The organism is Novosphingobium sp. FG90, from assembly GCF_057808725.1.
The window spans coordinates 30,504-44,141 of the sequence record NZ_JBMDIO010000013.1 but is presented as its reverse complement, the minus strand read 5'-3'; the positions used below and the strand labels follow the sequence as shown (position 1 = coordinate 44,141).

Sequence of the window (13,638 nt, the reverse complement as noted above, 5' to 3'; positions counted from 1 at the left end):
CAACACGGTTGCGTTGCGCTGGACGAAACGGATGGTGTGTCCTGCCGCCGGGAGCTTCGACAAGCTCAGCCTGAGCGGGTTTGGAAGATTTACGCTACCTCCGCTCACCCTGAGCTTGTCGAAGGGTCAACCCCGCCCCACCGGGCGGTTCCACTGCCGCAACTGCGCCTCGATGCGCTTGAGCAGACGCAAGGGCGCGCCTTCGAGCTGGCGGCCGGAGCGCAGGACGAGGCTGGTGGTGGTTTCCTCGATGCTGTCGTCGGCGATGGGCACGCTGACCATCGCGCCTTCGGTCAGTTCCGACCACACCGAAATCTGCGGCAGGATGGCGACCGCGATCCCCGCGCGAACCATGTCCTGCATGACGTGGATCGAGTTGGAGGTGATCGCGGGCTGGAAGTAGGTCTTTGAATTGGCCTCCGCCGCGCTCAGGATCTGGCGGATGCGGAAATGCGCGGGCGGCAGCACCAGCGGCACTTGTGCCAGCTGCGCAATGGTGACGCTCGGCTGCGCGGCCAGCGGGTTGTCCGGCAACATGATCGCCATCAGCGGCTGCGCGATCACCGAACGGACGTGGATCTTCATGTCGTTGGGCGTCGAGAAGACGAGGCCGAAATGCGCCTCGTCGTCCGCGATCATGCGCAGGATCTCGGTGGTGGAGCCGGTAAGGATCTCCAGCCGGATCAGCGGGTTCGCTTGCGAGAACTGGCTGACGATCGAGGTGAAGCTCTGCCCCGCGAAGCCGTCGCCGATGGCTGCGGTCACTTGGCCCGTGCGGACCGAGCGCAGTTCCTCCAGCTTGGCACGCAGCGCCTCGCGGTCGGCCAACTGGTTGCGGTAGTGGGCGATGACGATCTCGCCCGCGTGGGTCAGCCGCACGCCGCGCCGCCCCTTCTCGATCAGGGCGAGGCCGTACTGGCTTTCCAGCTGCGCGATCTGGCGGCTGATCGAGGACGGCGCGACGTTGAGCCGATCCCCCGCCGCGCGCATGGACCCGGCGCTGAGCGCTTCCAGCAGGTATCGCATTCCGGCTTCGGACAAAGGCTACTCCTAGGGTTTAACCCCTCCCTAGCAGGTCACCGCGCCGGATCGAAGTCCTTGCCCAGCGGCAGATCGCGCGAACTGGAGCCGATCTGGACGCGGTAGCTGCCCTTGGCCAGTTGCCAGTCGTGCGCGGTTTCGTCCCAGTAAGACAACGCGCGGCGGTCCAGCGGGAACTCGACGGTGGCCGACTTGCCCGGCTGCAGCGAGACGCGCGCGAAGCCCTTGAGCTGGCGCGGCGGCTCGTTCGCGGCGGCGGGCATCGAGACGTAGAGCTGTGCCACTTCGTCACCGGCGACCTTGCCGGTGTTGCGCACGGTGGCGCGGACCGTCCAGCCTTCGCCCGACTTCGCCAGCTTCAGGCCGCTGTAGGCGAAGCGGGTGTAGGACAGGCCGTGGCCGAAGGGATAGAGCGGCACGATGCCCTTGGCGTCGTACCAGCGGTAACCGACGAGGATGCCCTCGTCGTAGCGCGCGGTGGTGCCGATGCCGGGGTAGCGGGCGGGCTGGTCGGCGGGGCCGTTGACCTCGTCCGCCGGGAAGGTGACGGGCAGCTTGCCCGAGGGGTTGGCCTTGCCGGTCAGCAGCGCGGCGATGGAATCGGCCGCCTGCTCGCCCGGATACCAGGCCGCGAGAATGCCCGCGACCTTGTTGCGCCACGGCATCAGCACCGGACCGACCGTGTGCAGCACGACGACGGTGTTGGGATTGGCCGCCGCGACCGCCTCGACCAGCGCATCCTGATCGCCGGGCAGCTGGAGATCGGTACGGTCCGCGCCTTCGGAAACGTGATCGGCGACGAAGACCACCGCCACTTCCGCCTTCTTCGCCGCAGCGACCGCCTCGTCGATCAGCGTCGAATCCGGGGCCTGCCAGCCGAGGCGCAGTTCGTTGGCCGAGAGCGTAGGCGCGTTGGAATAGTCGAGCTGCAGCGCCACGTGCTTGCCCGCTTCCAGCCAGACGGTGCCGTGAGTGGCAAGGCGGAAGCTCTGCTTGGGCACGTAGGCGACGCGCTTGCCGTCGATCAGCAGCGCGATCTCGCCGCCGCCGTTGAGCGAGAAGCGGTAGGTGCCGGTCTTCGGCGGCACGAAGCCCGCCGTCCAGCGCGCCGACCACAGCGAGGGCAGGCCCTGCACGCCCGCCTTGGGACCGGCCTCGGCATAATCGATCGCCGCTTCCTTGCGGGTGACGAGCGGTTCGCCCTTCCAGTCAGGCGAGGCATAGTAGCGCGCCGTCAGATCCTCGAAGACCGAGGCGGGCATGGCGGGCAACGGCGCGATGCCAAGGGTGCCGCGTGCATAGGTCACGCTCGCCTTGTCGCCCATTGCGGCGCGGATCGCATCGACCGGGGCCTTGAGCGTGCCGACGTCCTCGGTCTTCACGAAGCCGCCGTAGCGCTCGGACGTCTGGACGTTCGCGCCCGCATCGTCACCGATCACGGCGATGGTCCCGGCCTTCAGAGGCAGCACGCCGCGCTCGTTGCGCAGCAGCACGGTGCCTTCCTCGGCGATCTTTTCCGAGAGAACGAGGTGCGCCGGATCGCGCACGTTGGCATTGGCGTCAGCCGCCGCGATCGGATGGTCGACGAGGCCGAGGCGGAACATCGGGGTGACTATGCGCTTCACCATGCCGTCGATGTCGGCCTGCGTGATGGCGCCGCTGGCCCGCGCGGCCTTGAGTTCCTTGACGCCGTAGAACTCGGCGAACCCGAAGGGGCTGACGCCGCCGGGCATGGAAATGTCCAGCCCCGCCTTCACCGAGGGCGCGGTGGAGCGATGCGCGAAGTACCAATCCGCCACGACGAAGCCGTCGAAGCCCCAGCGCTTGAGATTGCCCAGCGTGCCGGGGTTCTCGCAAGCGTACTGGCCGTTCACGCGGTTGTACGCGCACATGATCGAGCCGGCCTTGCCCTGCTTCACCACCGCCTCGAAGCCGGGGTAGTAGATCTCTCGCAAAGCGCGTTCGGGCACGATGGCGTCCACCGCTTCGTAGGCGGGACCGTCGCCCAGACGCAGCCATTCCTGGTTGTTCGCCGCGAAGTGCTTGGGCGTGGCGATCAGGCCGAGCGACTGGATGCCGCCGGTGATCGCGGTGCCCAGCTGCGCCGTCAGGTAGGGGTCTTCGCTCAGCGTCTCGGCAAGGCGGCCCCACTTGGGCGTGCGAATGATGTTGATCGTGGGAGCGAGCACCACGTTGCGCCCCTTGCCCGCGTGCTCGGCGCCGAGCGCCTTGCCGTAAGCGGTCATCAGGTCGCGGTCGAAGGTCGCCGCGCCCATCACGGGCGCGGGGAACTGCGTCACGCCCTTCATGCCGTTGCCGACGCCCGCCGGGCCATCGCCCATGCACAGGCGCGGCAGGCCGAGGCGGGCGATGCCGCTGATGTGGCCGACGCAGGCGTTGACGCCGGTGCCGTTGGCATCAAGCTCGGTATCGCCCTGAAGGAGCTTCAGCTTCTCGTCGTCCGTCATCGCCGCGACCACCAGCTCGGCCCGCTGTTCGGGTTTGAGGGCAGTGTCGAGCCAGGGCTGCTGTGCCTCGGCTGCGAAAGCGGGAGTGGTCGCCACGGCGCAAAACGCGATCCCGGAGAGCAAAGCTCTCCGGGATACGTTTGCCATCCGGTGCGACACGTTCGTCTGCTTTTTGGGGACGAACTTCGAGACAGCAGCAGTCATGATCAGAACTTCACCATTCCCGACAGGCTGACCGTGCGCGGACGGTTCATGTAGTAGCCCAGCGGGTACACGCCCGGGACGATCTCGTTGTAGTTGATCGTGGTCTGGTCGTTGAACAGGTTGGTGACGTTGAGGTTCACCTGCCACGGACCCTTGCTGATGCCGGCGTGCATGCCGACCAGCCAGTAGGAGTCGAGCGGCTGGTAGTTGTCGATGGTCGGGTTGAACTTGGTCGCCATCGAACCCTGATAGCTCACGTCGGCGCCGAAGGAAGCGTCCACGCCCAGTGCGTCCACGAACGTCGTGTAGTTGACACTGCCCGCTCCGGTGAATTCCGGCACGTAGGGGATGCGGTCGCCCTTGTTGCCGGTGCCCGCGACGGGGTTGTCCTGCGCCAGCTTGGCGGTGTTGTAGTTGCCCGACAGGTTGATCTGCAGGCCCGGGATCGGACGCGCATCAAGCGTCATTTCGATGCCCTTGACCTCGGCCTTGCCGCCGTTGCCGGTGTAGCCGAACGACACGGTGCCATCGGTCGCCTGCTGCGAGACCTGAATGTCCGACCAGTCGATGTAGTAGACTGCGCCGTTCAGGAACAGCTTGCGATCAAGCAGCGTGGTCTTCACGCCCCACTCGTAGGACCACAGCGAGTCCGAACCGTAGCCGTCGGGAATGACGACATTGGCGATGGCAGCGGCGGTCTGGTCGTTGGTGCCGCCCGAGCGGTAGCCCTGCGCGACCTGAACGTAGGTGTTGACCTGATCGCTCAGCTTGTACGCCAGGTTGAAGCGGCCGATCAGGCCGTTGTCCTTGGTGTGCAGCTTCGGCCCTGCGCCCGCGCCGGTGCCGCCGCCGAAGGCGACGTTGGCGACCGACTGCTGCTCAAGCTTGAAGTCGAACAGGCGGCCGCCTGCGGTGAAGGTCAGGTCCGGCACGATCTCGTAGCTGAGTTCGCCGAACAGCGCGCGTTCCTTAATGCGGGTATCGACGGTGCGGTCGAGCAGCATGTCGGCATCGGCGGGCAGGTTGCCGTTGACGTCGGCCTTGGGCCACGAGCTGTTGAAGAAGCGGTTCTCGTTCTGGAAGAAGCCGCCGACGAGGATCTGGAACGGACCGTCGAAGTCGGACGCGAAGCGCAGTTCGCCGCTGTCCACCCGGCGGTGCTTGTCCTGCTTCAGAGCGCTGCGGCCGGTGGTGTCGTGCGGCAGGCCAAGGAACGCCTGCGCCGCCAGCGAGGCATCGCGCACGAAGCTGGTGTCACGCACGAAACGCGAGACGGTGCCGGTGAACGTGCCGAAGGGCTGCTTGTAGTTGACGGTCGCGTTGTAGATTTCGCTCTTGTCGCTGTAGGGCGCGCGCACTTCATCGGCCTGATAGTTCGAGGGCAGCGCGTTGCCGTCGTAATCCAGCTTGTTGTAGAAGTTCTTCGCGTCCTGATGGACGTCCTGGTACATCGCGGTGAGGTCTACGGTCAGGTCGGGCGTCGCCTGCAGGCGGGCGGTCAGGCGGCCGGCCTTGCTCTTTTCGGCGTTGGCGCCCTTCTGGAAGCGGTTATCGATCCAGCCCGGCAGGTCGGCATAGAAGCCCGACGCGCGCACGGCGAGGACGCCGGGGATGACCGGCAGGTTGACGGCGCCGTCGGTCTGCATGCCCAGCGATGCGCCCTTGGTGGCGCGCAGGGCCGACTGGACGTAGCCGTTCACGCCGCCGTCGGGATCGGCCTTCTTGGTGATGTAGCGGATCGTGCCCGCCATCGAGCTGGCGCCGAAGGTGGTGCCCTGCGGACCTTTCAGCACTTCCACGCGGTCGATGTCGAACAGCTTGATGTCGGGAGCCTGGCCGCCGCCGTCCTGCGCGTTCTCGCCGGTGATGACGGTCTCGTCGAGGTACATGCCCACGGTGCTCGCGCCCGCCGAGTTGACGCCGCGAATGACGTAGCGCTTGTCGCCCGGGCCTTCATCCTGAACCGACAGGGCCGGGATCGCGTGGTAGAAGTCGGCGAAGTCGACCGCGCCCTTGTCCTTCAGCGCGTCGCCGCCCAGCGCCTGCACGGCGATCGGGGTGTCCTGAACGGTCGAGGAGGTGCGCTTGGAAGCGGTGACGACGATGTCGCCGCCGGAGCTGTCAGCGGCCGTCGCGGCATCCTGCGCCAGCGCGGGCACGGCGCAAAGCGCGGTGCCGGCCATCATGCCGGTTACGAAAAGCTTCAGCGCAGTGCTCGTCTCGATCTTCATGGAACCCCTTTCAACCCGATTGTGCTTTAACCGGCGCGACAGCAAGTGTCCCCGCATCGCCGGATGACAGAAACGTCACACGAGGGCGGTTGCGCTTCAATGCAGACAATCCGTGAGGTTCGTTGCGGTGAGCGCAACGCTGTTTTGCCCTCGCGCACAAAAACCCGCTGCAATCGCTTGGTTTTAGCCGCGCCGCCATTCCTCCCGGCCCGATACGCCAATTCGTGCATCCGCGACAATGAGTTCGCCCGCCCATGCACCGATCTGTCCGCATCATGTGCCCCCCGCACCCAAGGACACCGCCATGACCCAGCTGCTTCTCAACAATTGCTCCATCCTCGACGTCGAGACGGGGGCTGTCACGAAGGGCGCGATTCTCGTCGAGGGCGATACCATCGTCGCGGTCGGCGCCGATGTCTCGGCCAGTGGGGCGGCTCCGGATTGCGAAAGCGTGGACATGGGCGGCGCGCATGTCATGCCGGGGCTGATCTCGTGCCACACGCACCTCACGATCGTCTTCCCGTTCAGCCATTCACGTCCTGACGAGGACCCGGCGCTCACTGCCTTTCGCGCCTATTCCCGGGCGCGCGATGCACTTCACGCCGGCGTCACCACGATCCGCACGGTGGGCGAGATCAACCGCGCCGACATCGCCCTGCGCAACTCGATCAAGGCCGGCTGGGTAGTCGGCCCGCGCATCTATTCGGCGGGCTACGGCGTCTCCACCACCGGCGGGCACGGCCACAGCTTCACCGCCGAGGCGGACGGTGCCGACGATTTCCTGCGCAAGTGCCGTCTCGACCTGCTGGCAGGCGCGGACCACGTGAAGATCTTCCTCACCGGCGGCATCGCGCATCAGGGCGAGAGTCTGGCGCAGGCCGAGATGATCGATGCAGAGATCAACGCCGCCGTCGCCGCCGCGCGCCGCGCGGGCACCTATGTCGCCGCCCATGCCGGCGGCGCAGGAGCCATCGCGCATGGCGTCAGCCTTGGCGTGACCTGCTTCGAGCACGCCTACGAGATCGACCGCGAGGCCTCGCGCGCAGTGAAGGAGGCGGACGGCTTCGTGGTGCCGACCCTGTGCGTCACCCGTTCTCCCGCATGGATGCGCGACCACTGCTTCGAGCACTGGACCATCGACAAGGCCACCAGCGCGGCCGACATCCACCGCGACGCGATCCGCATCGCCTTCGAGGAGGGCGTCACCATCGTCAACGGCACCGACATTCCGCCGGGCGACCTCGATGACGGCGTGCCGGTGGTGGTGCGCGAACTGGAGAACATGCTGGACGTCGGCATGACCCCGCTGCAGGCGCTGCAGACCGCCACGATCAACGCCAGCCGCCTGCTGCGCGCGCCTGACCTCGGCCGGATCCGGGTGGGTGCCAAGGCCGACCTCATCGCGATGGCGGGCAACCCGGCGCAGGACCTGACGGCACTGCACGATCTGGACATGGTCATGATTGGCGGACGGATCGCCCGCGGCAGCGCCGCGCAGGCCAGCCCCGACTTCGCCCTGCGCCGGGCGGCCCCGCACTGCCTGCGCTACGTATCCTGACGCCCGCTTACGTCGCTACGCCGCGACGCTGGGCTTCGACGACCGCTTCGGAGCGCTTGTTGACGCCCAGCTTGCGGTAGATGTTGGCAAGGTGGAACTTGACCGCGCTGGCCGACAGCCCCAGCTCGCGCGCGATCGCCTTGGTGGACTGGCGCTGCGTCAGGCAGTGGAGCACCTGCAGTTCGCGCGGGACGAAGGCCACCCCGCCGTCCGCGTCCTGCGTGCGGGCCGCGATCGCACGCCCGAGGGCGGCGCAGAAACCCCGCGTGCCGCGCCCCGCCAGGCGATAGGCAGGCGCCGCCTTCATCGCCTCAAGCACCAGCAGCAGTACCGGGCCGTGCTCGGCGAAGGGCTGTACGATCTCCTCGGCCTCGGCCAGAGCGACCGCCTTTCGGAGACTCTGCACCGCCTCTGCCACGTGATCGTCGCCGAATGCGCTCACCGCCGAAAGCAGCAGCGCGCGGATCGCCGTGATCCGCCGCCCGGATTCGTCCGCCTGCTCCTGCAGCCGGGCGACGATGCCGCCAAGGCGGGCATGGTCCCCGGCCTCCAGCGCCTCGCGCCCGTCCATGAGGGCCGTCTCGTCGCTCTCGCGCCAGGCGATCCAGTTCGGCGTGACGAGGTTGGCCGCCACGTCGCGCGAGCGCCAGCCTTGCGCACCGGCCGCGTCGTTCGAGACGATGCCCGCGCGAAGGATACGGCAATATCGCTCGATGTCGCTGAGGCCGCGCCCGCGCATCAACCGGATCGCCCGGTCGAGCAGGCCCAGCGCGCGGTCCTCTTCCCCTGCCGCCAGAGCGGCGCGCGTGCCGACGCGGTAGCCGATGACGAAGGCATCGGGCCAGCCGTCGCAGGCCTCCAGATCGCGCAGCGCGGCATCGACGCGGTCGAACAGGCCCTCGGCATGGCCGCGCTCGAATTCGACTTCGCACAGGACGCATTCGGCAACCGCCATCAGCCCCGCATCGTCCGGCATGGCGCGCGTGATCAGCACCCGCGCCTCGGTCGCCAGCGCCGTGGCCCGCTCCAGCCGCCCGCCAGCCAGCGCGATCATGCCGTCCACCAGCAGCGCCGAGCCCAGACCGTAATAGCTCGTCGCCCGTTCATACTTGGCGCGGGAAATCTCGATCTGGTCCTGGGCCAGCGCGATCTCCCCCCGGCGCAGGTAGTGCAGGCTGCGCAAGGCGTAGACGAAAGCCGCGTTGGTCAGGTCGTTGGTGTAGGTCGACCAGAAATACCCCTCCGAAAGCTGCGCCTCGGTCAGCTCGGTATGGGCGTGGAACGCCAGCACGTGCTGGGCGATGACGAAATCGGCATAGACGCGCGAAAGCGACGGCGACTGGTAGGCCATGTCCTCGCTCAGCATCTCGCGCGCGGATTCGAGCAGGCGCCGCGCTTCGGGAAAGCGTCCTTCCTTCATCGCCACGATCGCCTGCGTGATGCGGATCTGGCCCGATTGCTCGGCGGCCTCGGGGCTCAGCTGCGCCATCGCCAGGCGCAGGCGGTTATAGCCCGAGGCGCGCAGCAGTTCGGTGCTGGTGAACGTCTCGAACGCCATGCGCGCAAGGCCGTGGTCGCCGGTATCCTGCACCAGCGCGATCGCCGCTTCCGGCGCGCGGCGCTCGGCATGATGGAGCAGCGCCTGCCGGTAAGCCCGGTCCCTGCGGGCCGGCTCGCCGCGCTCCAGCTGGCGCAAGGCGAAGGCGCGCAGCAGCGGATGGAGCGAGAAACCGCCGCCCGCGCCGCGCCTGACCTGCCCGAGCGGCGCCAGCGTGGCGATCTCGTCGAGCACCGGATAAGCCGGCAGCGGCGCCGCGATGCGCGACAGCAGCCGCGCGTCCACCCGTTCGAGCATCGCGGTCTGGGCCAGCAGATCGCGGGTCGCAGCCGAAAGGCCCTGCCAGATGCCGTCGCGGATCGCCGCTTCCAGCAATCCGCCCGCGTGATCGAGCAGCCGGTCGGCGTCCGCTTCCCCCGGTGACAACGCCGCGAGAACCGCCTCGGCCAGCGGCCACCCTTGCGCGATGCCCTGGCCCTGCACCTCATCCGCATCGAACAGCAGCGCCCCGGGATCGAGCGTGCGCACGAGATGCGGCGAGCGCAGTTCGGCAAGCATCGCCGCATTGGGCCGGCGCGAGATCAACCAGACCTGCAGTTCGGTGCCGGTCCAGTGCACCAGTTCTCCCAGCACTTTGCCAAGCGGCCCCGGCTCCAGCGCACCGGCATCGACCACCAGCACCTGATCGCCGCGCCCGCGAAGGACGGCGTGAATGCGATCGAACGCCGTCTCGTCCGGATGACCGAGCGCCTCCGCCAGCGCCTGCCGAAAGGCGTCCTCGTCCCGCAGATGCGCGGGATGCAGGCCCAGCCAGCGGAACTGCCGCTGCACCGACCCGCGCGCGAGCGCATGGTTGGCGATCAGGGTCGTCTTGCCGAGGCCGGTGGGGCCGTAGACCTGCAGCACCCGCTGCGTCCCGGCAGGTTCGATCAGATCGGCCAGCCGTCCCAGGCGTACTTCCACGGTAAACGGCGTCGGCGGCACCGGAAGAGAAGAAAGCTCCGGGGAAGAAGCCCGATTTTCGACACGCGCTGTCGCGGATCCGTCATCCGGCGGCGTTAGAGGGATGACGCGCCCCGATGCGGTCATGCCGTCCCGCACGACGACGACCAAGCCGTTCCGAGGACTGACGTTCCGGAGGTTTCGGGCCATGGGAGGGAGCACACAGGCTTTCGCATGTGCAAAAGGCTAACGTCTTTGGCCCTGCCCGCGCAAGCCCCGCGAATGCATCGCCGCACGCCGTACAGCGCCGAAGTGCAGGATCGACTGGCCGAATCTGCACGATCCTGTCCATTTCTCGCAGGTGCCAGATCGCAGCCCTCGGTTATCCTCCCATCTGTTGCCCGAGGGTGGTGTAAGGGTCTGCACGACGATGTTGATGGACGTGGCGATGCGCTATTTCTACGAGGCGGCGAGCCAGGGCTCGATGCGCCTCGCCAGCGAGAAGCTGGGGGTCGCGGTGTCCTCGATCAGCCGCCAGATCGTGCAGCTCGAAGGCTATCTCGGCGTCAACCTGATCGAGAAGGGCCGCCGCTCGGTGAAGCTGACCGAGGCCGGGCAGCTGACTTACGATTTCCACCGCACGCATATCGCCGAACTCGACGCGCTGCGCTCGCGCATTCAGGACTTGCGCGGGGTGCGCAAGGGCTCGATCCGGCTGGCGGTGGGCGAAGGGTTCCTGACCAGCGCCTTCTTCCAGACCATCGACGCCTTCCACAAGAAGAACCCCGGCCTGCACATCGACACCCACGTCGGCTCCACCAGCGAGATCGTGCGGATGGTGGAGGACGACGAAGTCCACGTCGGCCTCGTCCTGCAGATCGAGCCGGAGCCGAAGGTGCGCGTGCGTCTGTCGGTGGCGCAGCCGCTGATGATCCTCGTCCATCCCTCGCATCCGCTGACGCGCAAGAACCAGGTGTCGATCACGGAGCTGGCGCAGCACGATCTGTGCCTGCCGCCCAAGGGGTTCCGCATCCGCCAGATACTCAGCCACATGGAGGCCGCTGCTGGCGCCTATCTCGAACCGGCGCAGACGACCTCCTCGATCGTGATGATGCGCGATCTCGCTTCGGAAGGGCGCTTCGCCACGGTGCTGCCGCAGATCGCCGCCTTCGGCGAGATCGCCAGCCGCCGCCTGATCGCGATCCCCTTTGCCGAGACGGAAGCGGAGCCGGTGTCGGTCCACCTCATCACCCGCCTCGGTCGCCAGCTGGAAGGCGCGCCCGCCAAGCTGCTGACGGTGCTCGAAGCCAAGATGCGCAGCTGGACGCACTGAGCTTCCGCGCAACGTCTTCGCTCCGCACACGCAACGAACAGGCGGTAGCGTGCGGCTGACCTGTGAAAGGACCACGATGAAGCCCGCCTACTGGCCGCCGGAGCGCCGCGCCCCCCTTCCCCCCATGCAGCCGTGGAGCGGCGCCAGCGAAGCGCTGATCCGCGACGCCGCCGACCCCTGGGTCACTCCCGCCGAGATCGACGACCTCCAGACGACGCCGACCTACGAGGAGACGCGCGCATTCCTCGTCCGGCTGGCGGAGGCCTCGCCGCTGATCCGGCTCCACGAATACGGCACTTCGGCGCAAGGGCAGCCGCTCACGCTGGTCATCGCCAGCACCGACCTCGACCGCGCCGCAGCGCCGCCTGCCGGGGATGGCCCGGTCCGCGTGTTCACCGAATGCGGCATCCACCCCGGCGAGATCGACGGCAAGGACGCCGGCCTCATGCTGCTGCGCGACATCGCGGTGGGCGGCAAGGCGGGCCTGCTGGACGGCTGCGACTGGTACTTCGTGCCGGTGCTCAACCCCGACGGGCACGAGCGCCGCTCGGTCTACTCGCGTCCCAACCAGCGCGGCCCCGAGGAACAGGGCTGGCGCGCCTCGGCGCAGGGGCTGAACCTCAACCGCGATTTCGTGAAGGCCCATTCGCCCGAGATCCGCGCGATCCTCAAGCTGCTGGGGAGCATCGATCCCGACCTGTTCATCGACCTGCACGTCACCGACGGCCTCGATTACCAGTACGACATCACTTACGGTTTCCAGGAAGCCGCCTACTCCGCCTCGCCCGAACTGAGCGCCTGGCTGGAGGACAGCTACCGCCCGCTGGTCGATGCCCACATGCGCGCGCTGGGGCACCTGCCCGGTCCGCTGATCCTTGCCGCCGACGATCGCCGGCCGGAACTCGGCCTGATGCTGCCCGCGTTCCCACCGCGTTTTTCGCATGGCTATGGCGATATCCGCCACATCGCCACGGTGCTGGTCGAGAACCACTCGCTAAAGCCCGTGCGTCAGCGCGTGCTGGGCACGTATGCGCTGCTTGAGGCATCGTTGAGTGCCGCTGTGTGCCGCTCGGTGCCACTGCGTGCTGCCTCCCGCGCCGACCGCGAGCGCCGGGTGGCAAAGCCGGTGCTGACATGGGACATGGCGCCCGAGCCGGTGCGCACCACTTTGTTCCACCCGATAGCCTCGGAATTCTACGATTCCCCGGCCAGCGGCGCCCGCGAAGTTCGCTGGCTCGGCACGCCGCTGCCCGCCATCGAAACGCCGGTGCTCGGCTCGAAGCAGGGACAGACGATCGCCCGCCCGCTCGGCTACCGGGTGCCCGCCAGCGAGCTCGAAGTGCTCGACCGCCTGCGCGCCCACGGCATCGAAATGGAGATCGCGACCGAATGGGTCGAGGCGGAAGTGGACATGCTGCGCCTCGCCGATCTGGACATCGCGGGCGGTGTCTCCGAACGCCGGATCGTGCTGAAAGCCAGCATCGCGGGCGTGGAACGGCGGGTTGAACGGTTCTCGCCTGGATCAGCTTTTGTCACTACAGATCAAAGGCTTGGTGATCTCGTCATTCATATGCTCGAGCCGGTCTGTGCCGATTCCCTGTTCGCGCAGGGCTATATCTCGGGCATGCTCGACCCGGTCGAGTACCTCGAAGCCTACGTCATCGCGCCGATGGCCGACGAGATGCTGGCGACCGACCCCGACCTCAACGCCGAATTCCACGCGAAGCTGGCCTCGGACAATGCTTTCGCCGCCGACCCGATGGCGCGGTTGAAGTGGTTCTACCTGCGTTCACCCTATCGCGACGAACGTCACATGCTCTACCCCGTGGCACGCTGCCCTGCGTGACCGCCTCCACCCGGACCATGACCCGGAAAAACGTGAGGATACAACAGTGAAGACACTCTCCATCGCCGCAGCGGCACTGGCCGCCGCCGGTGCGCTTGCCGCCACTTCCGCATTCGCCGCCCCACCCGCTGCCGGAGCCCAGGTCTTCGCGCGCAGCTGCGCGATGTGCCATACGACCAACGTCGGCGGCGCCAACAAGCTTGGCCCTAACCTCGCCGGCATTTCCGGCCGCAAGGCAGGCAGCATCCCCGGATTCCGCTATTCCCCGGCGATGGCAAAGGCCGGCGTGACCTGGAACCCCAAGACGCTCGATACCTTCCTGACCAAGCCTTCGGGCATGGTGCCGGGCAACCGGATGGGCTTTGCCGGGGTCAAGGATCCGGCGCAGCGCGCAGCCTTAGTGGCCTATCTGGCGTCGCTGTCGAAGTAACCGCCCTCACCGCCCTGCACATACGAA

Annotated in this window: 8 protein-coding genes; 4 read left to right on the top strand and 4 right to left on the bottom strand. The window is 67.6% G+C overall.

What is annotated here, in order from left to right:
* Window positions 1–126 precede the first annotated feature (126 nt).
* From ACODRZ_RS13410 to ACODRZ_RS13400, 3 genes are all read right to left on the bottom strand, one after another.
* The gene (locus ACODRZ_RS13410; protein ID WP_488971324.1) at window positions 127–1,041 is read right to left on the bottom strand and encodes a LysR family transcriptional regulator; all 915 of its coding nucleotides are present in this window, start codon (window positions 1,039–1,041) and stop codon (window positions 127–129) included.
* A gap of 35 nt (window positions 1,042–1,076) precedes the next feature.
* The gene (locus tag ACODRZ_RS13405; protein ID WP_488971323.1) at window positions 1,077–3,605 is read right to left on the bottom strand and encodes a glycoside hydrolase family 3 protein; all 2,529 of its coding nucleotides are present in this window, start codon (window positions 3,603–3,605) and stop codon (window positions 1,077–1,079) included.
* 110 nt (window positions 3,606–3,715) lie between these two features.
* Window positions 3,716–5,944, bottom strand: a complete 2,229-nt coding sequence (locus ACODRZ_RS13400; RefSeq protein ID WP_488971322.1) for a TonB-dependent receptor — start codon at window positions 5,942–5,944, stop codon at window positions 3,716–3,718.
* A gap of 304 nt (window positions 5,945–6,248) precedes the next feature.
* On the opposite strand from ACODRZ_RS13400, the gene ACODRZ_RS13395 reads away from it, so the two are divergent.
* Window positions 6,249–7,502, top strand: a complete 1,254-nt coding sequence (locus ACODRZ_RS13395) for an amidohydrolase family protein (RefSeq protein WP_488971321.1) — start codon at window positions 6,249–6,251, stop codon at window positions 7,500–7,502.
* A 7-nt stretch (window positions 7,503–7,509) separates the two neighbouring features.
* Here the strand turns inward: ACODRZ_RS13395 and ACODRZ_RS13390 are convergent, their stop codons facing one another.
* Window positions 7,510–10,023 (bottom strand): LuxR C-terminal-related transcriptional regulator, encoded by a 2,514-nt coding sequence (locus tag ACODRZ_RS13390; protein WP_488971320.1) that lies wholly within the window; start codon window positions 10,021–10,023, stop codon window positions 7,510–7,512.
* A 409-nt stretch (window positions 10,024–10,432) separates the two neighbouring features.
* On the opposite strand from ACODRZ_RS13390, the gene ACODRZ_RS13385 reads away from it, so the two are divergent.
* The 3 genes from ACODRZ_RS13385 (at window position 10,433) to ACODRZ_RS13375 (ending at window position 13,611) form a co-directional block, all read left to right on the top strand.
* Window positions 10,433–11,335, top strand: a complete 903-nt coding sequence (locus tag ACODRZ_RS13385; protein ID WP_488971319.1) for a LysR family transcriptional regulator — start codon at window positions 10,433–10,435, stop codon at window positions 11,333–11,335.
* Window positions 11,336–11,411: 76 nt separating this feature from the next.
* On the top strand, window positions 11,412–13,181 hold the full coding sequence (locus ACODRZ_RS13380; protein WP_488971318.1) for a M14 family metallopeptidase: 1,770 nt from the start codon (window positions 11,412–11,414) through the stop codon (window positions 13,179–13,181).
* Window positions 13,182–13,227: 46 nt separating this feature from the next.
* On the top strand, window positions 13,228–13,611 hold the full coding sequence (locus ACODRZ_RS13375) for a c-type cytochrome (protein WP_488971317.1): 384 nt from the start codon (window positions 13,228–13,230) through the stop codon (window positions 13,609–13,611).
* Window positions 13,612–13,638: the final 27 nt, after the last annotated feature.

What these genes read in the sequence shown, in the direction of transcription:
- ACODRZ_RS13400 (WP_488971322.1), bottom strand. Translation starts at nt 5,944, where the DNA reads ATGAAGATCGAGACGAGCACTGCGCTGAAGCTTTTCGTAACCGGCATG.
- ACODRZ_RS13385 (WP_488971319.1), top strand. Translation starts at nt 10,433, where the DNA reads ATGTTGATGGACGTGGCGATGCGCTATTTCTACGAGGCGGCGAGCCAG.
- ACODRZ_RS13380 (WP_488971318.1), top strand. Translation starts at nt 11,412, where the DNA reads ATGAAGCCCGCCTACTGGCCGCCGGAGCGCCGCGCCCCCCTTCCCCCC.
- ACODRZ_RS13395 (WP_488971321.1), top strand. Translation starts at nt 6,249, where the DNA reads ATGACCCAGCTGCTTCTCAACAATTGCTCCATCCTCGACGTCGAGACG.